Source organism: Intrasporangium sp., assembly GCF_035280925.1.
GTDB lineage: Bacteria > Actinomycetota > Actinomycetes > Actinomycetales > Dermatophilaceae > Intrasporangium.
The window spans coordinates 1-20,836 of the sequence record NZ_DATEEY010000207.1 but is presented as its reverse complement, the minus strand read 5'-3'; the positions used below and the strand labels follow the sequence as shown (position 1 = coordinate 20,836).

Genomic DNA, 20,836 nt, shown 5'->3' with positions numbered 1-20,836 from the left:
TGGGGAGGCACGAACACATGGCAGGTGGAAACCCGGTCTTCGACCGGATTGACAAGCAGCTGCAGCAGGAGCGGTACGCCGGCTTCGGTGAGCCGCAGCGCGGCCAGCAGGGCCCGACGGGCGGGGCCCAGGCGGCAACCTCCGGCTACGCCGTGCAGGATGCAGTCACGGCCGAGCAGCTCAACGACCTCTACGCGCGCCAGTCCGCCGGTCCCGTCGACACCGGCCGCGTGACGCTCGACGACGTCATCGTCAAGAGCCTCGTGCTCTTCGTCATCACGCTGGCGGGCGCCGGCGGAGCGTGGTTCATGGTCGACGGCAACCAGAGCCTCGTTTCGCCGCTGTGGCTCGGTGGCATGTTCGGCACGCTCATCCTCGGCTTCGCGATGATGTTCATGAAGAACATCCCGACGCCCCTCTACTTCGTCTACGCCGTGGTCCAGGGCGTGTTCGTCGGCGCGTTCAGCTACTTCCTCGCCTCGGCCTACGGCGCCGACCTGGTGCTCACTGCCGTCGTCGCCACGCTCTGCGTGTTCGTGGCCATGTACGCCGGTTACGCGACCGGCCTGATCAAGGTGACCGAGAAGTCCCGGCGCATCTTCATCTTCATGATCGCCGGCTACGCGCTCTTCTCGATCATCCAGGTCGTGCTCCTGATGATGGGCGTCATCGACGGCTGGGGCTTCGGTGGCAGCGGCGCGCTCGGCATCGGCCTCAGCCTCCTCGGCGTCGGCCTCGCGTCCTACTCCCTCGCCGTCGACTTCGACTCGATCGACAACGCCGTCCGCATGGGCGCGCCGCAGAAGTACTCGTGGCTGCTCGCGCACGGCCTGATCGTGACCCTCGTCTGGCTCTACATCGAGATCGCTCGCCTCCTCGCGCGACTGCGCGACGGGTGACGATCGACCGGCCGTGAGGTCGCCTGTTCCGCAGGAGGTCTCCGACGAGCTACGGCGCGTGGTCGAGCGGTGGCGTCAGCTGCCGCTCGACCACGCGCTTTCCCGTATGCCTCTGACGTCGGCTCTCGTCCAGCGGCTCGCTGATCGCGTCGCCGGGTTGCGTGGCAGACCGGCTCAGCCGGTGCCCTACCTCGGGCCCGCGACGGTGATGGACCAGCTGACGGTGATGGTCTACGACCTGTTCGCCACCCAGCAGGACGCAGAGGTCGGCGACGTGGTGGGCGAGCTCAGCGGCATACGGCATCGCCTGTGAGTCGAGGGTGCACCTTCTGCCCTGTTCCGCGAGACGCTTGCGCACCGCGCGTGGCCAGAAGGTGCACCCTCGGTCCGGGTGTCAGGAGAGGCGCTCGAAGATGACCGCCATGCCCTGCCCGCCGCCGACGCACATGGTCTCGAGGCCGAACTGCTCGTCCCGGTCGCGCAGGGCGTTGATGATCGTCCCGGTGATCCGCGCGCCGGTGGCCCCGAAGGGGTGGCCGATGGCGATGGCGCCGCCGTTGACGTTGAGCTTGTCGTAGTCCATGCCGATCTGGTCGGCGGACCCGATGACCTGCGCCGCGAACGCCTCGTTGATCTCGTAGAGGTCCATGTCGCCGATCGACATGCCGGCGCGCTTGAGGGCGAGGCCCACCGCATCGACCGGCCCGAGGCCCATGATCTCGGGCGAGAGGGCGGTCGCCGCGGTCGAGACGACGCGAGCGAGCGGCTCGAGGCCGAGCTCCTTGGCCTTCGTGTCGCTCATGACGACCAGGGCCGCGGCGCCGTCGTTGAGCGGGCAGCAGTTGCCGGCGGTGACGGTGCCGTTCTCACGGAACACCGGGTTGAGCGCCTGGACCGCCTCGAGGGTGACGCCCGGGCGCGGGCCGTCGTCCCTGGTCACCACGGTGCCGTCCGGCGTGGTGACGGGCGCGATCTCCCAGTCGAAGAAGCCGCGCTTGATGGCGGCCTCGGCGCGGTTCTGCGAGGTGACCCCCCACTCGTCCTGGCGCTCGCGGCTGACGCCGTAGGCGGTGGCGACGTTCTCGGCCGTCTGGCCCATGGCGATGTAGATGTCGGGCAGCTCGCCGTCCTCGCGCGGGTCGTGCCACGTCTCGTTGGTCTCGGCAGTGCGCTTGGTGCGCTCGCGGGCCGCCGCGAACCTCGGGTTCATGTCGTCATCGCTCGCGCCGCCCGCGCCGGCGAAGCCCACGTACTGCGAGACGCACTCGACTCCAGCCGAGACGAAGATGTCGCCCTCGCCGGCCTTGATGGCGTGGAAGGCCATCCGGGTGGTCTGCGCGGAGCTCGCGCAGAAGCGGTTGATGGTGGCGCCGGGAGTGCCGTCCAGGTCGAGGAGCGTCGCCACGACCTTGGCCATGTTGGCGCCGTGGCGGTGCGACGGCTCGGCACACCCGAGGTAGATGTCCTCGATGAGGGACTTGTCGAGGGCGGGGATCTTGTCGAGCGCCGCCTGGATGACCGTGGCGGCGAGGTCGTCGGGGCGGATGTCCTTGAGCGAGCCCTTGAAGGCGCGCCCGAACGGCGAGCGGGCGGTCGAGACGATGACGGCTTCGGTCACGGTGTCCTCCTGCGGACGGCTGTGTCTGCGGGCACCCGGAGGTAAGCGGGCGCTCAGTTCCCTCGATCGTATGCCGCTGGGTCGGGTTCGCGACACCCGCACCCCTATGGCGTGCGTCTCGTCACGGCCGGCCCCCGAAGGTGTTCACTCGATCGGGGCGTCCGGGGCGCCCCTTGGCTCGATCGAGTGAACAGCTTTCGGGGCTGCGGGTTAGGGTGATCAGCGATGAGCGCGACGACCCGACACCCGCTTGGCAGCCGCGTCGCGGCACTTCTCGGCGCCGGCGCGCTGGCATTTCTCGGGGCCTGCACGACGCCCAGTGCACCTCCGGCCAGCTCGCTGTCGGCCCCATCGGCGACGACCACGACGAACGCGCCCGCGCCGAGTGCTGCCGAGATCCTCGAGAAGGCCAGGGCGAACGCCGTCGGTGCAAAGTCGGCAGCGTTCACCGGCCAGATCGACCAGGACGGCACTGAGATGGTCATCGACTTCAAGGGCACGAGCGACGGCGCGAGCGCCGACGTCACCCTGCAGATCGAGGCCCAGGGCAAGGTGCGTGTCATCTCGGTGGCCGACGAGGTGTACCTGCAGGGCGACGCGCAGTTCTGGAAGTCCCAGGGCCTGCCCTCCCCGCCCGCAGCCGACAAGTTCGTCAAGGCACCCGTCGCAGCAGCAGAGCTCACGCAGCAGCTGAGCCTCAACGCGTTCCTCGACGAGGCGTTCAACGCCGTGACCCCGTCTCAGCTGTCCGACACCGTGGGCTCCGAGTCGGTCGGCGGGGTCGACGCCTGGGTGATCACCGATGCCGAGGGCCAGGCCGAGGGAGCCCTCTACGTGTCGAAGTCAGAGTTCGAGATCGTCCGCTTCACGGGGTCGTCGACGAGTCCCGGCCAGCTCGACTTCTCGAAGTGGAACGAGGACCTGGGTATCAAGCCGCCCTCGGCGGACCAGGTCGCGCCGCTGGGTTGACCGGCTTCGGCCGAGTTGAGGGGGCGGAGTGATGACTTCGCGCCGCCCCTCTTCTTCGAGTGTGCACTTCGCGCTGGGGGGCGGCGGCGCGAACTGCACACTCGACCGGAAGGGCGGGAGTGCTGGGACGGCGCGGGCGCGGGTGGATCCCAGCGGCAGACTCCCTGGGGATGGGGACGATTGACGGGACCGGAGCCGTCAAGCCCGGCGCTTCACGCACGGACCGCGCCAGACGTCCCGTCACTTCTCCCCCTCGCTGCATGGAGCACACACTCGACGGAGAGATGCGGCGCGATGTGCACACTCGACGGAGAAGTGCGGCGCGATGTGCACACTCGACGGAGAGATGCGGCGTGAAGTGCACACTCGACGGAGAGGTGCGGCAACGATCACCGTTGCGGCGCGGTCTCCGGGTCCACCTCGGCCACACGTGCGGTGACCGGCTCGTCCTCGCGCACCGGGTCGGCTTGCGGGACCGCGATGGTCGGCCGGAGCCGGCGACGGATCATCGCCCAGCGGCCGTGGACACCGCGGGCCTGTCCACCCACCTCGGCGGGAGCGACCTCGGTGCCTGGGTTGGCCACCGCGCGGCTCGCCGCAACGGCAACCGGCCCGACGCCCTCGCCGCGCCACGGGCTCGGTTGGGTCGGGGCGGTGCGCTCCCCGAAGAGGTCGAGCGCTGCGCTCACCGAGGGCAGCAGAGCCGCGGCCACCCGGGCGTAGCCCGCGGGACTCGGGTGGAAGCGGTCCTGGCTGAACATCACGTGCGGCTCGGCGGAGAAGGCCTCGCTCAACAGGTCGCCGACCGAGACGGCGCGCCCGCCGGCCTCGACGACGGCCACGGTCTGGGCGGCCGCCAGGTCCCGGGACCAACGGCGCGCGAGGTAGCGCAGCGGCTGCGGCAGCGGCTCGATCGCACCGAGGTCGGGGCAGGTGCCCACGACCACCTCTGCACCGGCGTCGCGCAGCCGCCGGACCGCCATCTCGAGGTGCCGGACGGCCAAGGAGCGCTCGATCCGGTGCGTCACGTCGTTGGCGCCGATGAGGATCACGGCGATGTCGGGGCTGGCGACGCGTTCGAGCGCCCGGTCGACCTGGCCGTCGAGATGGGGCGACTCCGCGCCGATGACCGCGACGTTCGTCAGCTCGACCGGGCGACCGCTGAAGGCGGCCACACCGTTCGCCACGGTCGCCCCGATCGTCTGTCTGGCGTGCTCCGCGCCCATGCCGGCACCGGTCGAGTCGCCCAGCACGACGAGCCGGATCGCCGCTCCGTGGCCGAAGCCATAGGTCCCTTCGTCGTCCGGTGCTCCGTCGAAGTGCTGGCCCACGATCCGGCGGGCCATCAGTGCCTCGATCCGGAGCAGGCCATAGCCGGCGAGCCCGAGGGCGCCCAGCCCCGCGGCGCCCACACCGCCGCCGAACGCCGCGGTCTGGGCGATCTTCCGAGCGCGGCGGGCGCGACTCATGAGAACCCCCTTTGCGTGCAGTTAATCCCAGTAGAACCCGGTATCACCGTAACGCGTGGGGCTGACGGGGAACGCCCACCCGGCCCCCCGGCCACGAGGAGAAGGCAGGGGCTAGCGGGAGCGAGCTCAGCGGCATACCTCCTCGCCGTGCCGACCACAGCGCCACCTAGGATGATCCGGTGAAGTACGCAGAGCACATCTCCGACCTCGTCGGCAACACGCCCCTCGTCAAGCTCAGCTCGGTCGTCGAGGACGCCGGCGTCACGTGCACCGTGCTGGCCAAGATCGAGTACTTCAACCCGGGCGGCTCGGTCAAGGACCGCATCGCGCTGCGCATGATCGAGACGGCCGAGGAGGAGGGGCTGCTCAAGCCGGGCGGCACGATCGTCGAGCCGACGAGCGGCAACACGGGGGTCGGGCTCGCGCTCATCGCCCAGCGCAGGGGCTACACGTGCATCTTCGTCTGCCCCGACAAGGTCAGCCAGGACAAGCAGGACGTGCTCAAGGCATATGGCGCCGAGGTCGTCGTCTGCCCGACCTCGGTCGCCCCGGACCACCCCGACTCCTACTACAGCGTCTCGGACCGGCTCGTGAAGGAGATCGACGGGGCCTGGAAGCCGAACCAGTACTACAACCCCGAGGGCCCCAACAGCCACTACGCGACGACCGGCCCGGAGATCTGGCGCGACACCGACGGGCGCGTGTCCCACTTCATCGCCGGCGCAGGGACCGGCGGCACGATCAGCGGCACCGGCCGGTACCTCAAGGAGGTCAGCGACGGTGCGGTGCGGATCATCGCCGCGGACCCGGAGGGCTCGGTCTACAGCGGCGGCAGCGGGCGGCCCTACCTCGTCGAGGGAGTCGGTGAGGACTTCTGGCCGGGCGCCTACGACCCCTCGGTCGTCGACCAGGTCATCGCCGTGTCCGACGCCGACTCGTTCGACATGACGCGGCGCCTCGCTCGAGAGGAGGGCCTGCTCGTGGGCGGCTCGTGCGGCATGGCCGTCGTCGCGGCGCTCCAGGCCGCGAAGGACCTTCCGGAGGACGCCGTGGTCGTCGTGCTCCTGCCTGACTCGGGCCGCGGCTACATGTCCAAGATCTTCAACGACGAGTGGATGTCGTCCTACGGCTTCCTCCACGACCACGACGAGCAGACCGTCGGCGAGGTGCTGCGCACGAAGTCGGGCGAGATGCCGGCGCTCGTGCACACGCACCCCAACGAGACGATCCGCGACGCCGTCCACATCCTGCGCGAGTTCGGGGTCTCACAGATGCCGGTCGTCAAGGCAGAGCCGCCCGTCATGTCCGGCGAGGTGGCCGGGTCCGTGAGCGAGCGCGCGCTGATGGAGGCGCTGTTCACCGGGAAGGCGCACCTGTTCGACTCGGTCGAGAAGCACATGGAGCCCGGCCTGCCCCTCGTCGGCTCCGGCGAGCCGGTGGGCGTTGCCCGGGACGAGCTCGAGAAGTCGGACGCGATCCTCGTCGTCGAGGACGGCAAGCCGGTTGGCGTGCTGACCCGGGCCGACCTGCTGGGCTTCCTCGCGGACTGACCGCACCAGCAACAAGCCCATGCCGTATGCCGCTGGGCTCGCTCCGGCGTGCGTGTGCGGTCAGCCGTCGGGACCTTTGCCTCTGCCGTCGTGGTGACCTGAGGCGGACCGTGGACGGATGGACACGACGGTCAAGACCCTCCAGGGGGAGCTCCGCGGACGCCTCGTTGACGGGATCCACGTCTTTCTCGGCGTTCCCTACGCTGCCCCGCCGTTCGGCACCAACCGCCTCAGGCCACCCCAGGCCCTCGAGCCGTGGTCCGGCGTCCGGGACGCCGCCGCACTGGGCCCGGAGCCGCCACAGGTCGCACCGCCGACGGTCGGCGGGTCGGAGGCGGGCGCTTCGGAGGACTGGGAGGACCTCACCGCCGCCTTCGAGGCGGTGCAGCGGGCCGCCCCGTCGGAGGACTGCCTCAACCTCAACCTCTGGACCCCGGATCCGGGCGCGGCCCGGCTGCCGGTCATGGTGTGGATCCAGGGTGGCATGTTCGAGATCAGCTCCACCGCCGCCTACGACGGCCGCAACTTCGCGCGTGACGGCGTCGTCTGCGTCGTGATCAACTGGCGACCGGGTGCCGAGGGGTTCCTGCACCTGGGCGACGGCATCGCCAACGTCGGTCTGCTCGACCAGGTCGCGGCCCTCGAGTGGGTGCGCGAGAACATCGCGTCGTTCGGCGGTGACCCCGACAACGTGACGGTGTTCGGCGAGTCGGCCGGGGCGATGAGCATCGGCGTCCTCCTCGCCATGCCGCGGGCCGAGGGGCTGTTCCGGCGGGCCATCCTGCAGAGCGGTGCGGCGCATCACGTGACGCCAGCTCGTGATGCGCTCCGGATCGGTGCCCACCTCGCCGAGCGGCTGGGCGTGCCGCCGGACCGTCAGGCCATGGCGGCGGTCGGAGTGGACCGGTTCATCGCGGCGCAGGCCGAGCTCAAGCAGGACCTGATGATGAATCCGGACCCCGACCGCTGGGGATCGGACGTTGTCGCGAGCACCCTGCCCTGGGCACCGACCGTCGACGGCATGGTCGTGCCCGGTCCACCGATCGAGCGGATCGGGGCCGGAGCGAGTGGACACGTCGACGTCATCGTGGGGACGAACACCGATGACTGGCGGCTCTGGCTCGTCGCCAGCGGGGCGATCGGGCAGATCACCGACGAGATCCTCACGGGCCCGGTCGCCGACGTCGGCTACCAGTCGCTTGGGGCCTACGGGCTCGATGGGAAGGACGCGCTGGCGGCGTACCGGTCCCGGTACCCGGACCTCACACCGGGCGACCTGCTCGCCACCGTCCAGACGGACTGGTGGATGCGTCTGCCGGCCCAGCTGCTCGCCGACGGTCGAGTGCGGGCCGGTGCGAGCGGACGCACCTACATGTATGAGTTCGCTTGGCCCTCACCCGGGCTCGGGGCGGTCCATGCTCTCGAGGTGCCGTTCGTCTTCGACATCGCCCGCCCCGATGTCCCGCTCTTCGGTGGCCTGGTTGGGCCGGAGCCGCCGCAGGAGCTGGCCCGCACGATGCACACCGCATGGGTCGCCTTCGCCACGAACGGGGACCCGGGATGGCCGGCGTACGAGCTGGACCGCCGCGCCACGATGCGGTTCGACCTCAGCTCCACGGTGGTCGAGGACCCCCGGCACTGGGAGCGGGACTTCTGGGAGGGCCGACGTTGAGCGGATACTCCGTCCGCCCCATCCCGAGGGAGCGGCGACCTGTCCTCGACCGACTCTGGAGCGCGAGCCGCAAGGCTCAGGTCCATGCGCTGGTTGAGCTCGACGTGACCCGGGCTCGGGAGCTGATCGGGCTGGCGGAGCCCCACGTGTCCTGGACCGGGTTCGTCACCAGCACCCTTGGCCGCGCGGTCGCACGCCACCCGGAGGTCAATGCGCGGCGCGCCGGTGACAGCGTCCTCTACTTCGACCACGTCGACATCGGTGCGACCGTGGAGCGGCAATGGGAGGGCCGTGCCGTCCTGGACATCGTGGTGGTGCGCGATGCCGATCGGCTGTCCGCGGCCGAGATCACCGCGCTCCTGGCGAGGGCCAAGCACAGCCCGCCGCAGGACCGTCGCCCGAGCGGGGTGACCGCGCAGCTGCTGCGCCTGCCCGGGCCGATCCGTCGAGTCGGCATCCGCATGGTCGCGACGCGGCCGCGGGTGTCCGCCTCCTTCGGCCCTGCCGTGGGCGTGACCTCGCTCGGCATGTTCAGCCGCGGATGGGGCTGGGCGGTGCCGCTCGCCCCGCTGACCCTGATCGTCACGGTCGGTGGCGTGGTCGACCGGGCGGCGGTGCACGAAGGCGTCATCATGGCCCGGGCCATGCTGCCCCTGACCGTGACCTTCGACCACGCGGTGGTCGACGGAGCACCAGCCGCACGGTTCATCGACACGCTGCGCGAGCTGACCGAGACCGCCGCGGCGCTGGGCGACATCGGGGCTCCCCGTCCGGTCTCGGGTGGCTGATCTCCTGCTGGTTGTCACATGGGTGGCTTCTGCGGGGTCGATGGGGTGGCGCCGCAAACCCAGGCGCCCTTCCCCGAAAGGAGTGCCCCATGAGCACCACCGCAACGATCGTCACCCTGTTCGCCGCTCTCTGGATCGGGTTCTCGGCCCTCTCGGTCTTCACGCACAAGTCGTGGGTCGTCGACAACCTCGTGGACTACGGCGTGCCACGTGCTGCCTGGCCATGGCTGGGTACGGCCAAGCTGCTCGGCGCGATCGGGCTGCTGGTCGGGCTCCGGGTTCCTGCTGTCGGGATCGCCGCCGCCGTGGCCCTCGTCCTCTACTTCGTCGGCGCTGTCGTCACCGTGCTCCGGGCCAAGGCGTGGGCCCACGTGCCGTTCCCGCTGCTCTACCTGGCCCCGGCCGCAGCGGCGGGCCTGCTCATCGCGCAGGCGTGAGCCACGGCGTGACTCAGGCCTTGAGGGCGGCCTTCTTGGCCTTCTTGTACTCCCGCACCTTGACGCGCGAATCGTCGTCGACGACGTCCGCGATCGAGCGGTGACCCGGCTGCCCGTAGTCGCCGGTCGCCTCCTGCCAGCCCGGTGGAGTCACGCCGAACTGCTTGGCGAGCAGCGCCGCGAAGATCCTCGCCTTCTGGTCGCCGAAGCCGGGCAGGCTGCCGATGCGCCTGACCAGCTCGGTTCCGGACTCGGCACCCTTCCAGATGGTGGCGGCGTCGCCGTCCCACTCGTCGACGATGGCCTGACACAGCTGTTGGGTGCGCTGCGCCATCGACCCCGGGAAGCGGTGCAGTGCCGGGGGAGTCCGGAAGTGCTCGAGCAACGTCACCGGCGGGAGCGCCGCGATGGCGGCCGCGTCGAGGTGGTCGGCGCCCATCCGCTCCGCGAGGACGCTGGGCGACGTGAACGCCTTCTCCATCGGGATCTGCTGGTCGAGCTGCATACCCAACAGGAGGGCGAGCGGGTCGCGCTCGAGGAGGGCGTTGCCTTCGGCGGTCGTCGCGAGGTGTAGTGCCATGAGCACCATCTTGTCGTATGCCGCTGTGCTCGCTCCCGCACGCCCGCTCGCTCCCAGCCCTCCCGCCCCCAGCCGGGTCCCCGTCCGATCGAGAGGACAAGAATCAGGCCCGAAAGCTGTTCATTCGATGGGTGGGGGAGTGCCGGCGTCGACCCAGGTGGTCGCGCCTTGGCTGACGGTGCCGGCACCCGAGGTGAGGGACGCGACGAAGCCGGCGAGCTCGCCGAAGCCGTCCGGCTCGACTCCGGCGCTGATGCGCACTCCGGTCCCGAGGTAGTCGACCGTGACCACCGCCGTGCCGGGGTGGCTGCGGAGGGCGTTCTCGACGCGCGGGCCGTCGGCGTGGCTCACGTCGACGAGTGCCTCGAGCCGCAGCTCGCGCGCCACGAGCGTCGCGGCGTCGAGTCCGGCGCCCACCGCATCGCCGTAGGCCCGGATGAGGCCGCCGGTGCCGAGCAGGACACCGCCGAACCACCGCGTCACGACCGCGACGACATCACTGACCCCACGCCCTCGCAGGACCTCGAGCATCGGCGCGCCGGCAGTTCCGGACGGTTCTCCGTCGTCGTTGCTCCGCTGGATCGCACCGTCCGGCCCGAGGATGAAGGCGGTGCAATGGTGCCGGGCCTCGCGGCTGCCCGACCGAATCCCCTCGATGAACCCGCGGGCCCCCTGTTCTGACTCCACTCGCTCGAGCTCGCAGATGAAACGCGACCGCCGCACCTCGACTTCGGCACTGGACCGACCCGCGATGGTCAGGTAGGAGCGGAGCGAGCTCAGCGGCATACCCTTTCATCGACGTGGACAGCGGGACGTCACGAGTATGCCCGTCGGCACGAAAGGACACGAATGGGCTCGCACCCGGCGCACGGTCCCGTGCACGGCCCGGTCGACCCCGACGTCACGCCCGATGACGTGCGGACGAGCGAGCTCGACCATGCGCTCGTGCGCGACCGACTTGACGTGCTCGGGGTCATCGCGGCAGGCGGCGCAGTCGGTGCGGCCGCACGGTACGTGGCCGGGGAGCTCTGGCCACATGCAGCCGATGGCGTTCCGTGGGCAACGTTGGCAGTCAACGTGATCGGCTCCTTCCTGCTCGGGTTGCTCATGTTCTACGTGACCGACGTGTGGCCGCCGCGGCGGTATGTCCGGCCGTTCCTCGGCGTCGGCGTGCTCGGGGGGTTCACGACGTTCTCGACCCATGCGCTCGAGACCCGTGCGCTGTTGGCCCATGGGCAGGTCGGCATCGCTCTTGCCTATCTCGTCGGGACGCTGGTGCTGGCCGTCGCTGCCGTGGTGGCGGGTGCACTCGTCGGACGCGCGGTTGCCCGGACGGGAAGGTCTGGGTCGTGACCCTCGTGCTCGTGCTGGTCGGCGGGGCCGTGGGAGCGCCGTTGCGGTACGTGACCGACCTGGCGGTGCAGCGGTGGCACGGCGGCCGGTTCCCGTGGGGGACGCTCGCGGTCAACGTGCTGGGGTCGCTGCTGCTCGGGGTGGTTCTGGGTCTGGCAGCGTCCGGGGCGGCGTCCGCCGAGGTCCTCACCCTTGTCGGGACGGGATTCTGCGGAGCGCTGACCACCTACTCCACGTTCAGCTTCGAAACCGTTCGGCTCATCGAGGACGGCGCCTTCGCCGCGGCCCTCGGCAACGTGCTGCTGAGCCTCGGGTGCGGGCTCGGGGCGGGCATCCTCGGCTGGGTGCTCGCGCTGGCGGTGATCTGAGCCTGCCGCGCCAGCCTCTCAGTGGCCGCGGAACGCCTCCTCGAGCCACCAGGACGGCTGGTCTCCGCGGACCTTGGCATCGATGAGCAGGGGAGTGTCGCGTGGGCCCGCGATCCACGACCGGACAGCGTCGAGATCGCGGACGGTCCGCACCGTCACCCCGGTGAAGCCGTAGCCGCGCGCGATCGCCGCGATGTCCGTCTCCGGGAACGTGACCGTGTCCATCGGATGTCCGCCCGAGGCGAAGTGGTGGACCTCGGCCCCATAGGCATCGTCGTTGTAGACCACGACGACCATCGGCAGACCCAGACGGCGCACCGTGTCGAGCTCGGCGGCGCTCATCATGAGTCCTCCGTCGCCGACCGCAGCCACGGGGAGCCGGTCCGGCTGCGCGAGCGCCGCACCGATCGTTGTCGCAAGGCCGAGCCCAATCGACTGGAACGCCTGGGTGAAGCAGAAGCCGCGCTCGTCGGGAACGTGAAGGAACATGCTCGGGTAACCCATGAAGTTGCCTGAGTCCACGCCGACGACGCGCTCCGTAGGCAGGAGGTCGTCCAGGGCGATCGTGAGGGCCCGCGGGTCGATCTGGCCGTCGGTGCTGGTGTCCTCGAACGGCACGTCGCGCCAAGCCAGCTCGCGGGCGAGCCGTGTTGCGAGCTCCGGCGAGCGATATCCAGCACGCCCGGCGGCCCCGGCCCCCAGGTCTCCTTCGAGCAGGGACTCGTCCACGCCCGCGGCAGTCAGCGCGACATCGCCGTGCACACCGAAGGTCAGCTCACGATGCGCTCCCAGCGCGTCCGTCGTGTCGTCCACCTGCACCACCGTGGCGCCGGGAGCGATCAACGCGCCGTGCCGCATCGTCCACATGTTCAGGGCACATCCCCACCCGACGATGAGGTCGGCGCCGCGGATCAGCTCGGCCGCCAGCGGTGAGGCGAACCCGCCCGACACATCGAGCGAGAACGGTTCGCCGACGAACAGGCCCTTGGCGACCGCGGAGGTGGCCAGCAGGGCACCCGAGCGCTCGGCAAGCGCGATGAGCGCATCCCGGGCCGCATGGGACCGCGCACCCCGGCCGGCCACGAAGACCGGCCTCGACGCAGCCGACAGCGCAGCTGCGAGTCGCTCGACCTCACTCGGTGACGGCGTGGGCGGCGCTGGTGCGGGCGGTAGCTCGACACTCTCGGTCGACTGCCCGTCCGGCAGCTCATGAGCCTGGATCTCCAGCGGGAGGTTGAGCAGCACGGTGGCACGCTGGTGCACGGCTGTGGCGACTGCCCCGACCGTGTCCGCCAACGCGGTCCCGGCAGACGTCACCCGCCGCGACACCGCGCCGACCGCCTCCGCCAGCCCGGCTTGGTCGACGTAGAAGTTCGACCGCGGCTGCGTCGCCTCGGCGGTGACCACGACGAGCGGCGTCCGCGACTTGGCCGCCTCCGCGATGCCCGTCATCGCGTTGGTGAGCCCGCACCCCTGGTGCAGGGTCAGTGCAGCGGGGCGACCGCTCGTGCGCGCAAAGGCATCCGCCATCGTCGCGCCGCCGCCCTCGTGCCGGCTCGCCACGAACCGGGCCCCGGCGGCCACCATCGCGTTGGTCACGTGGAAGTTCCCCGACCCCACGACCCCGAAGACGTGATCGACCCCGGCGGCGACCAGTGCTCGCCCCACCGCCTCGGCGACGAGCACGACTCAGTCCTCGATGAGCGCGAGCACCCGCACCGGTGACCCCGAGCCACCGACGATCTTGAGCGGCGACGCCACGACGACCGCGCCGACAGGAGGCAGCTGGTCGAGGTTCTGCAGCTGCGTGAGGCCGTACTTCCCGGCGCCCAACAGGAACGAATGGCACGGGAACGCCGGCTCGAACGAGTGCGCAGCCCCGGCATCGGTCCCGACGGTCTCCACGCCGATGCCCTGCAACGGCGACTCCTCAGCGACCCACCGGGCGCAGTCGACCGACATCCCGGGGCTCGTCGGCCCGGTGTCCGTCCGGTTGATCATCTCCTCCTGCGTGACCCGGCCAGACCATCCCGTGCGGCAGAGCAGCCAACCGCCCTGCGGTAGCGGCCCGTGCTCGGCAGCGAAGGCCTCGATGTCGGCGACCTCGATGAGGAAGTTCGGGTCCGCCTCGACCCGCGACGTCACGTCGAGCACGACGGCAGGTGCCACGAACACCGAGACCGGCACCGTGGCGACGTCGTCCCGGTCCTTGCCGCTGACCCAGTGGATCGGCGCGTCGAAGTGGGTCCCGGTGTGCTCGCCGGTGCGGAAGTTGTTCCAGTACCAGGCCGGGCCGCGGTCGTCGTAGCGGCTGATCTCCTCGAGCTCGAAACGGGCCGTCTGGCCCAGCTCCGGCGGCAGCTCGAGCAGCGGCGTGTCGCTCGACAGCGGCGCCGTCAGGTCGACGACCCGGACGGCGCCCGAGGCCAGAGCGGCGGTGAGATCTGACAGGACGGGCATGTGCGGCTCCTCGTTGAGCGGTTCTGCGCCGCAGCGGCGCTCGTTCCTGACCGTAGGGCCAACCGGAGGCACTGCCAAGCCCTCGTGACGTCGACCTGGGTCGTCCAGCGCACGTCCACGTGACCACGGGAGCGAGCTCAGCGGCATACGGTATGGAAGGCATCGACGGAGTGCTGGAAGGAGGCCGTGACCATTTCGTTATGGAAGTTTCGGGAATCTCGGATTATCGTCACGTAGAGATTCCCGTCCCTTTCAGGTGACGTGCGATCTCGCCCCGGATGGTGCTGAAGCAGTCGGCGCGCCGGGACACCCGCCGAAGTCGACCCCGCAGTGTCGCGGGGCCGGAAGGGAATTCCCTTGCGAGCAAAGAGATTCAAGAGACTCGCGGCCTGCACGGCTGTCGCCACCCTGTTCGGACTGGGACTCGCGGCGCCGGCCTCGGCAGACCACGTCTACGACCCACCGACCGACCTCGGCAGTGCCGGGGACACGACCATCTGGGTGCCGATCAACGACAGTGCAGCGGGCGGCACGTACTACCAGCCGTTCACTCGCGTCTACAGCGGCACGACGGACGAGGGCACGCCCGTCTACATCTACGTGCCCCAGGGCACGCCGTTGGACGGCTCGGCGCCGACCGGGGTGCACAGCCTCGACCCGAGCTTCGACCACAACCCGGACGACGAGTTTGATCCCTGCGCGGACAACCTCGCATCGGAGTTCACACTCACGCAGGAACAGATCACCTACCTCGGTGACCAGCTGACGGACCAGATTGTCGCCGTCAACGAGGACCACTTCGGCCCCATGGACGCCGCCGACCCGGACGACCCGGCGAGCGACTCGCTCGTCACCTTGGTCTACAACGTCCAGGACGAGAGCTACTACGACTGCGCGGTCACGACCTACACCGCGGGCTACTTCGCGCCGGACTTCATGACGAGCCTCGGCATGAACGTCATCACGCTCGACGCCTTCGACTGGGCGAACCGCGTGGGTGAGGACCCGAACAGCGCACCCTGGAGTGACGGCAACTCGGCCAACGACCGGCCCGAGCTCTATGAGGGTGTCATCGCCCACGAGCTGGAGCACCTGCTCATGAACTACTCCGACCCGGGCGAGCTGTCCTGGGTCGACGAGGGCCTCGCCGACATGGCCGCTTTCCTCAACGGGTACGACATGACCGGTAGCCACCTGACCTACCAGCAGGTATTCCACCGGGAGACCTCGCTCACGCGTTGGGGCGGCGGGCTCGAGAACTACGGCGCCTCGTTCAGCTACTTCCTCTACCTGTGGGAGCAGGCGGGCGGGAACGGCGGCGGTAGCCTCACACCCGACCTCGACTACGACGGCACGGCGGGCGACCTCCTGATCAAGCTGATCTTCGAGGAGGAGGCCAATGACATGGCCGGCGTCCAGGCCGCGATCGACGCCTACAACGCGCAGACCGGCAGCGACCTCCGTTCGGCCAAGGAGCTCTTCCAGGACTGGGCGATCACGATGAAGCTCGACGACGAGGACTCGGATCGCTGGAACCTCGTCAACTTCGACCTCGGCCCGGCCTCGGGCGGGTGGACGATCGACATCGCCAACGACGCCTTCTGGGACGACCGCGGCTACTACAAGGGCGCCCAGCCGGACCCGAAGTTCGACCGTGCCGCCAACCGGCCGCCGACGAGTGCTCTGCCGTTCGGTGTCTCGTACGAGACGTTCCGCAACCCCGGGCCTCTCGTGACGCTCTCCTTCGAGGGGGAGGCCACCTCAGAGGTCCCGCCGCACACCGGCGAGACCCACTGGTGGGGCGGCGCGGAGAGCCAGTCGGACTACCTGCTCGGCGTTGACACCGCCGTCGAGGGTGGCGACACGCTGGGCTTCTGGAACTGGCACTTCATCGAGGAGGGCTGGGACTACGGCTTCGTCGAGGCGCTCGTGGGCGGTGAGTGGGTGACCGTCCCGGTCACCCTCGACGACGGGACCGTCGTCTCGACCGAGGACGACCCGCACGGCAACAACACCGAGGGCAACGGCATCACCGGCACCTCTGGCGGCGAGTACTTCGTCGACGAGCCGGTGTACGTCCACTACAACGCGGTGCTGCCAGATGGTACGACCGACGTCCGGTTCCGCTACTCGACCGATGCGGCCTACCTCGACACCGGCTGGTTCATCGACGACGTCACGGTCAACGGCGACGCGGCCATCGTCTCGGGCGAGGGTGACAAGCCCTGGATCGAGACCGACGGCGTCCAGGACAACGACTGGTCGTGGCAGATCATCTCGAGCTGTGACCTGACCCCGGGAGCTGACTCCGACAACGAGCTCATCGACAACGCAGGCAACTTCGTCTACCGGTACAACGAGGACTCGGGAACGACCGACGTACTCAACACGAAGTGTGCCAACGGCAACACGGCGGACTTCACGCTGGTGGTCTCCAACATGCCGGTCGCGAGCGACCCGAGCGACCTGTCCACCTTGGACGCCGACTACGACTACACGGTCAACGTCGTCCGCGGACGACGCTGACCGGGTAGCGGGGGGATGAACGGGGGCCGGGCCACAGTGGTCCGGCCCTCGTTCGATGCGCGGCTCGCGCCTGGCTCAACCCGCGTAGCGGTCCAGAACGATGTCGACGAGCTCTGGGGGCGGCGGTTCACCGGTGACGAGGAGCGGTGGCGTCACGAGGTCGGCGCCGCAACGGGCCGCCACATCTGCGAAATGGCCCGGGGCCAGCAGGTAGGTCGCGACGACGACGCGCGAGCGCTCCCGCTCACTCCGCGCCCGCCGGACCGCCTCGTCGAGTCGCGGCTCCGCCGCCGAGAGGTATGCCGCTGAGCTCGGTCTGCCGATCAGGTGGCCGAGCCCTTCGGCCACGTCTCGACAGTCCGCGACTGCTCGGGTGTCGGAGCTGCCTGCTGCGGCGAGAATGACGGTGTCGTCGTCTCGCAGGCCGGCATCGTGCAGCCGGCTTGCGAGGAGCCGCGCGAGGCGAGGGTCAGGGCCGAGCGCCCCGGCGAGCGACGTGTCGGCATGGGCGCCCACTGCCTCCGCCAGGTCGACATAGACGTGATAGCCGGCAGACAGCAGCAGGGGCACGACGCGGGTCGGCTCACTGTCGAGACCGTCGAGGCCGTCGAGGCTGTCGAGTACGTCGCTGACCCGCGGCTCCTCGACGTCGACGAACGCCGCGCGCACGTCGAGGTCCGGGCGACTCGCCGCGACCGCCGACACGAGGCCCGCAACGGCGGCCTGCCCATCGGGCGAGCCTGTCCCGTGGGAGCAGGCGACAAGGACGGGGCGCACGCCCCAACTCTGGCACGCGACCCACTCACGCCCGATCGAGTGAACAGGAATCGGGGTCCTTGGGCCGCAAGGGTCCGGTCCCCGCACGCCGTGACGTGCCCTACTCGGTGAAGCGACCGCGCCCGCGCTTGACCTCCGAACGGGAGCGCTTCGCCTGCAAACGCCGTTCCTTTGACCCACGCGTGGGTCTGGTCGGGCGCCGCGGGGCGGGCGGTGGGGTCGCCGCCTCTCGGAGGATCTCGGTGAGCCGGTCCCGGGCAGCCCGGCGATTCGCCAGCTGGGTGCGATGCTCGCTGGCGGAGACGGTGATCCGCCCGTCGACGAGGCGGCCGTCCAGTCGCTGGAGCATCCGCGCTCGCATCGGCTCCGGGATGCTGCTTGACGCGGCCAGATCGAAGGTCAGCTCCACGCGGGAGTCCGCGGTGTTGACGCCCTGGCCACCGGGACCGGAGCTGCGCGAGAACCGCTCCTCCAGCTCGGCCTCGGGCACGACAACCCGACCGCTGACGACGAGTTCGACGAAGCCGTGCGGAGCCTTGACCACACCCCAATGACACCACGGTTGAGCCGAATCGGCTCAGGTGACGACGGCCAGGGCGAAGCCGTCCCATCCCTTGACGCCGACGGTCTGGATCGCGGTGGCGTCCAACCGCGGATCCTGGGCCATCACCTCGAGGCCGGCGCGCACACCCAGCGCATCCGGGTCCGTCGAGTCGCGGTCGGCGACCGCGCCGTCCCAGATGGCGTTGTCGAGGACGACCACGGTGCCGGGCCGCCCGAGCCGGACAGCCCATCGCACGTACTCGGCGGTGCCCTTCTTGTCCGCGTCGATGAAGACGAGGTCGAAGGGGCCGACCCCGTCCGCCTCGACCGTCGGGAGCGTGTCGATCGCTCTCCCGACCCGGACCTCGACGCGGTCGCCGACACCGGCCCGCTCGAGGTTGGCGCGGGCAACCTCCGCGTGGTGCGGCGCGAACTCCAGCGTCACGACGCGGCCCTGCGGTCCCACGGCCCGAGCGAGCCAGATCGTGCTGTAGCCGCCGAGCGTGCCGATCTCGAGGACGGTCCGGGCGCCGGCGATACGCGCGAGCAGATGGAGGAACTTGCCCTGGTTGGGCGCCACGTCGATGGCAGGGAGACCTCCGGCGGCATTGGCCTCGTGGACCGCTCGCAGATCGTCGTCCTCGTTGACGAGCAGGTCGCCGATGTAGGCGTCGACGGCTTCCCACGTTGGATCGCTCATGCCCTCCACTGTGCCACTGGAGCGTTCCAGAACGCCGACGAACTCGATGCCGTATGCCGCTCGGCTCGCTTCCCGAGCCAGGTGGCCCTTGGCCCGGGCCGGGGTCGTCAGGCGGATGGTGAACCCGAGCGCGGCCAGCTAGGGTGTCGACCTCGCCCACCTCGTCGCCTACGACGATCGACTCACCGAGGCCGCCCGCTCGCTCGGACTGCCCGTCGAACAGCCTGGATTCAGGGCGAACTCGACGAGGTCACCCCTGAGGGCAGCCGCGAGGTCCACCATGCTTCGCCCCGCGGGAGTGAGGGGCGACAGCGCGGGCATGGTCCCCTGACCTTGCGGGTCGTCGGTGCCCTCATCGGGCTGCCGCGCTGGTGGCCCGATGGGGCGGGACGTTCTGGTTGAGGTGGAAGATGTTGTCCGGGTCGTACTGGTCCTTGAGGGCTCGGAGGCGGGCAAGCTTCGCCGGTGGGTAGGCACGGTGGACGCCATTGACACCGTCGTCGCTGAGGGTGTTGACGTAGACACCGCTGGCGAAGGCCCCGACCCTGGCCGCGCCCTCGCGAACGAGCGCCTTGCACTCTTCGTCCTCGGCCGGGTCGGTCCAGCGGGTGGCGTCGACGTACTCGAACGCCGTTGTCCGGTGGGAGAAGGCCGTCGCCTCGTCGGGGACGTCCGCGATGGCGCCCCCGTAGGCCTGGAGGCTGGCGCTCACCCGCGAGTCGTGAGCAAGGAACGCCTCGATCGCGGCATCGGACAACTGGCCCAGGTAGTGGCCCTTGACGTAGGTCCGGAAGGAGTGGCCGCGGGTGGTGTCCTCGCGGCTCTGGAGGTCGAGGTAGGAGAGCTCAAGGATTCGCTCGGTCGCTGGTCTGCCCAGTGCGGAGATGGCCACGGCGTGCTCGCGTCCGGCCGCCGGGTCGCCAACCCAGACGAAGCCGAGGGTCGCGACCCCGCCCGTGACCGTCGCTGCGTAGGTGGCCGCGCGAGGCGCAGTGACCGCAAGGTCCCGCCACGCCGACATCGCGGGAGCGGCGTCGGGGACAGGGAAGTCGAGTTCGACGCTGAGGGCGCGAGTGCCGGTTGGGTGAAGTACAAACTCGAACTCGGTGACGACGCCGAAGTTCCCGCCACCACCGCGCAGGCCCCAGTACAGCTCGGCATTCTCGTCGCTCGAGGCGCGCACACACTCACCGTCCGCGGTCATGACCTCGAAGGAGACGACGTTGTCGCAGGACAGCCCGTGCTGCCGAGCCAGCCAGCCCATGCCTCCTCCGAGCGTGAGGCCACCGACACCGGTGTGCGACACGTTGCCGGCGGTGGTGGCGAGGCCGTGCGCCTGGGATGCGACGTCAAGGGCCCCGAGGAGCGCCCCACCCTGGACCCACGCCCGACGCCGCTGCGGGTCGACGCGGACGTCGCCCATCGGCGTCAGGTCGATCATGAGGCCGTCGGCCGGGACGCTGTGGCCCGCCATGCTGTGCCCGCCACACCGCACGGCGACCTCGAGTTCCTGGGCTCTCGCCCTGTGGATGGCAGCCGCCACGTCGCTCACGTCTCGACAGCGCCAGATCTCGCGCGGACGCCGGTCGAACATCGCGTTCCAGACCGCTCGGGCTTCGTCGTAACCGGCGTCGGCCGGCCCAAGCACTTGCGGGACGTCACGTTGCGTCGCAGCTGTGCCCATCGCTGCTCCAATCCGCTGTGTGGGTGGTCGTCGATGCGCGTCGTTCGTAAACGCTGCCACGGTGGGCCCGGCGGGACCAAGGCTTTTTCGCCGCGCTCGAGGTTGGCTTCGTGACTGGTGCCGCATGCCGCTGGGCTCACACCTGCCTCATCAAAACGCCACTGTCGGAACGTTCAGACGCGGCTCGAGGCCAGCGCGGTCGTCCAGCATGCCTCCCCAGCCGTGTGGGGTGACGACGTAGACATCTCCGTCGAATGCGGCGCGGAAATGGTTGGCATAGCGCCACGCTCGGAACCACGAGCCCTCGCGTCGGGTGAAGGTGACCCGGCCTTCACGGCAGATGACGGTCACCAGCACATGAGTGATGCCGTGCCCTTCTCGGCCCGTCGCCCATCGCTCGGGGACCATCTCCTCTGCGAGCCTTCGGACCAGGTCGCTCGCGT

21 protein-coding genes are annotated in these 20,836 nt (G+C 70.0%); 10 read left to right on the top strand and 11 right to left on the bottom strand.

The window, feature by feature from the left end:
• The first annotated feature begins 17 nt into the window (after window positions 1-17).
• Both VJN29_RS18630 and VJN29_RS18625 read left to right on the top strand, forming a co-directional pair.
• Complete coding sequence (locus tag VJN29_RS18630) at window positions 18-899, top strand: Bax inhibitor-1/YccA family protein (RefSeq protein WP_324145140.1); 882 nt, start codon at window positions 18-20, stop codon at window positions 897-899.
• A 13-nt stretch (window positions 900-912) separates the two neighbouring features.
• Window positions 913-1,212 (top strand): hypothetical protein, encoded by a 300-nt coding sequence (locus VJN29_RS18625; RefSeq protein ID WP_324145139.1) that lies wholly within the window; start codon window positions 913-915, stop codon window positions 1,210-1,212.
• A gap of 81 nt (window positions 1,213-1,293) precedes the next feature.
• Here the strand turns inward: VJN29_RS18625 and VJN29_RS18620 are convergent, their stop codons facing one another.
• Complete coding sequence (locus VJN29_RS18620) at window positions 1,294-2,517, bottom strand: acetyl-CoA C-acetyltransferase (RefSeq protein ID WP_324145138.1); 1,224 nt, start codon at window positions 2,515-2,517, stop codon at window positions 1,294-1,296.
• Between the two features lie 225 nt (window positions 2,518-2,742).
• Between VJN29_RS18620 and VJN29_RS18615 the strand changes: the two genes are divergently transcribed.
• Window positions 2,743-3,486, top strand: a complete 744-nt coding sequence (locus VJN29_RS18615; protein WP_324145137.1) for a hypothetical protein — start codon at window positions 2,743-2,745, stop codon at window positions 3,484-3,486.
• A gap of 389 nt (window positions 3,487-3,875) precedes the next feature.
• On the opposite strand, the gene VJN29_RS18610 is transcribed toward VJN29_RS18615, so the two are convergent.
• On the bottom strand, window positions 3,876-4,955 hold the full coding sequence (locus tag VJN29_RS18610; RefSeq protein ID WP_324145136.1) for an SGNH/GDSL hydrolase family protein: 1,080 nt from the start codon (window positions 4,953-4,955) through the stop codon (window positions 3,876-3,878).
• A 179-nt stretch (window positions 4,956-5,134) separates the two neighbouring features.
• On the opposite strand from VJN29_RS18610, the gene VJN29_RS18605 reads away from it, so the two are divergent.
• The 4 genes from VJN29_RS18605 (at window position 5,135) to VJN29_RS18590 (ending at window position 9,402) form a co-directional block, all read left to right on the top strand.
• Window positions 5,135-6,505: a cystathionine beta-synthase gene (locus tag VJN29_RS18605; protein WP_324145135.1), complete on the top strand. Its 1,371-nt coding sequence runs from the start codon at window positions 5,135-5,137 to the stop codon at window positions 6,503-6,505.
• A gap of 118 nt (window positions 6,506-6,623) precedes the next feature.
• Complete coding sequence (locus tag VJN29_RS18600) at window positions 6,624-8,177, top strand: carboxylesterase/lipase family protein (protein ID WP_324145134.1); 1,554 nt, start codon at window positions 6,624-6,626, stop codon at window positions 8,175-8,177.
• Window positions 8,174-8,965, top strand: a complete 792-nt coding sequence (locus VJN29_RS18595) for a 2-oxo acid dehydrogenase subunit E2 (protein ID WP_324145133.1) — start codon at window positions 8,174-8,176, stop codon at window positions 8,963-8,965. Before VJN29_RS18600 ends, VJN29_RS18595 begins: the two co-directional genes overlap by 4 nt.
• 89 nt (window positions 8,966-9,054) lie before the next feature.
• A complete protein-coding gene (locus tag VJN29_RS18590; RefSeq protein WP_324145132.1) occupies window positions 9,055-9,402 on the top strand; it encodes a DoxX family protein in 348 nt (115 codons plus the stop codon).
• 13 nt (window positions 9,403-9,415) lie between these two features.
• Here the strand turns inward: VJN29_RS18590 and VJN29_RS18585 are convergent, their stop codons facing one another.
• Complete coding sequence (locus tag VJN29_RS18585; RefSeq protein WP_324145131.1) at window positions 9,416-9,982, bottom strand: HhH-GPD-type base excision DNA repair protein; 567 nt, start codon at window positions 9,980-9,982, stop codon at window positions 9,416-9,418.
• 120 nt (window positions 9,983-10,102) lie between these two features.
• The gene (locus VJN29_RS18580; protein WP_324145130.1) at window positions 10,103-10,768 is read right to left on the bottom strand and encodes an IMPACT family protein; all 666 of its coding nucleotides are present in this window, start codon (window positions 10,766-10,768) and stop codon (window positions 10,103-10,105) included.
• 63 nt (window positions 10,769-10,831) lie between these two features.
• On the opposite strand from VJN29_RS18580, the gene crcB (VJN29_RS18575) reads away from it, so the two are divergent.
• Both crcB (VJN29_RS18575) and crcB (VJN29_RS18570) read left to right on the top strand, forming a co-directional pair.
• The gene (gene crcB, locus VJN29_RS18575) at window positions 10,832-11,335 is read left to right on the top strand and encodes a fluoride efflux transporter CrcB (RefSeq protein WP_324145129.1); all 504 of its coding nucleotides are present in this window, start codon (window positions 10,832-10,834) and stop codon (window positions 11,333-11,335) included.
• A complete protein-coding gene (gene crcB / locus VJN29_RS18570; RefSeq protein ID WP_324145128.1) occupies window positions 11,332-11,703 on the top strand; it encodes a fluoride efflux transporter CrcB in 372 nt (123 codons plus the stop codon). Before crcB (VJN29_RS18575) ends, crcB (VJN29_RS18570) begins: the two co-directional genes overlap by 4 nt.
• Window positions 11,704-11,721: 18 nt before the next feature.
• Here crcB (VJN29_RS18570) and VJN29_RS18565 read toward each other — a convergent pair whose 3' ends face one another.
• Window positions 11,722-13,389, bottom strand: coding sequence for a thiamine pyrophosphate-binding protein (locus tag VJN29_RS18565; RefSeq protein ID WP_324145127.1), 1,668 nt, complete (start codon window positions 13,387-13,389; stop codon window positions 11,722-11,724).
• A 3-nt stretch (window positions 13,390-13,392) separates the two neighbouring features.
• A complete protein-coding gene (locus VJN29_RS18560; RefSeq protein ID WP_324145126.1) occupies window positions 13,393-14,163 on the bottom strand; it encodes a cyclase family protein in 771 nt (256 codons plus the stop codon).
• Window positions 14,164-14,520: 357 nt separating this feature from the next.
• Here VJN29_RS18560 and VJN29_RS18555 point away from each other — a divergent pair, with 357 nt between their 5' ends.
• The gene (locus tag VJN29_RS18555; RefSeq protein WP_324145125.1) at window positions 14,521-16,689 is read left to right on the top strand and encodes a hypothetical protein; all 2,169 of its coding nucleotides are present in this window, start codon (window positions 14,521-14,523) and stop codon (window positions 16,687-16,689) included.
• A gap of 75 nt (window positions 16,690-16,764) precedes the next feature.
• Here VJN29_RS18555 and VJN29_RS18550 read toward each other — a convergent pair whose 3' ends face one another.
• The 5 genes from VJN29_RS18550 to VJN29_RS18530 all read right to left on the bottom strand — a co-directional run.
• The gene (locus tag VJN29_RS18550; protein ID WP_324145124.1) at window positions 16,765-17,466 is read right to left on the bottom strand and encodes a sirohydrochlorin chelatase; all 702 of its coding nucleotides are present in this window, start codon (window positions 17,464-17,466) and stop codon (window positions 16,765-16,767) included.
• 100 nt (window positions 17,467-17,566) lie between these two features.
• Entirely contained in the window at window positions 17,567-18,010 is a 444-nt protein-coding gene (gene arfB / locus VJN29_RS18545) for an alternative ribosome rescue aminoacyl-tRNA hydrolase ArfB (protein ID WP_324145123.1), read from the bottom strand.
• A gap of 33 nt (window positions 18,011-18,043) precedes the next feature.
• Entirely contained in the window at window positions 18,044-18,709 is a 666-nt protein-coding gene (locus VJN29_RS18540) for an O-methyltransferase (protein WP_324145122.1), read from the bottom strand.
• A gap of 352 nt (window positions 18,710-19,061) precedes the next feature.
• Complete coding sequence (locus VJN29_RS18535; RefSeq protein WP_324145121.1) at window positions 19,062-20,393, bottom strand: FAD-binding oxidoreductase; 1,332 nt, start codon at window positions 20,391-20,393, stop codon at window positions 19,062-19,064.
• A 150-nt stretch (window positions 20,394-20,543) separates the two neighbouring features.
• A partial coding sequence (locus VJN29_RS18530; RefSeq protein ID WP_324145120.1) for a hypothetical protein occupies window positions 20,544-20,836 on the bottom strand: 293 nt, incomplete at its 5' end.

Excerpts from the sequence above, each read along its gene's own strand:
- VJN29_RS18630 (WP_324145140.1), top strand. The coding sequence starts at position 18 with ATGGCAGGTGGAAACCCGGTCTTCGACCGGATTGACAAGCAGCTGCAG.
- VJN29_RS18615 (WP_324145137.1), top strand. The coding sequence starts at position 2,743 with ATGAGCGCGACGACCCGACACCCGCTTGGCAGCCGCGTCGCGGCACTT.
- VJN29_RS18610 (WP_324145136.1), bottom strand. The coding sequence starts at position 4,955 with ATGAGTCGCGCCCGCCGCGCTCGGAAGATCGCCCAGACCGCGGCGTTC.
- VJN29_RS18600 (WP_324145134.1), top strand. The coding sequence starts at position 6,624 with ATGGACACGACGGTCAAGACCCTCCAGGGGGAGCTCCGCGGACGCCTC.
- VJN29_RS18590 (WP_324145132.1), top strand. The coding sequence starts at position 9,055 with ATGAGCACCACCGCAACGATCGTCACCCTGTTCGCCGCTCTCTGGATC.
- VJN29_RS18585 (WP_324145131.1), bottom strand. The coding sequence starts at position 9,982 with ATGGCACTACACCTCGCGACGACCGCCGAAGGCAACGCCCTCCTCGAG.
- VJN29_RS18580 (WP_324145130.1), bottom strand. The coding sequence starts at position 10,768 with ATGCCGCTGAGCTCGCTCCGCTCCTACCTGACCATCGCGGGTCGGTCC.
- crcB (WP_324145129.1), top strand. The coding sequence starts at position 10,832 with ATGGGCTCGCACCCGGCGCACGGTCCCGTGCACGGCCCGGTCGACCCC.
- VJN29_RS18560 (WP_324145126.1), bottom strand. The coding sequence starts at position 14,163 with ATGCCCGTCCTGTCAGATCTCACCGCCGCTCTGGCCTCGGGCGCCGTC.
- VJN29_RS18540 (WP_324145122.1), bottom strand. The coding sequence starts at position 18,709 with ATGAGCGATCCAACGTGGGAAGCCGTCGACGCCTACATCGGCGACCTG.
- VJN29_RS18535 (WP_324145121.1), bottom strand. The coding sequence starts at position 20,393 with ATGGGCACAGCTGCGACGCAACGTGACGTCCCGCAAGTGCTTGGGCCG.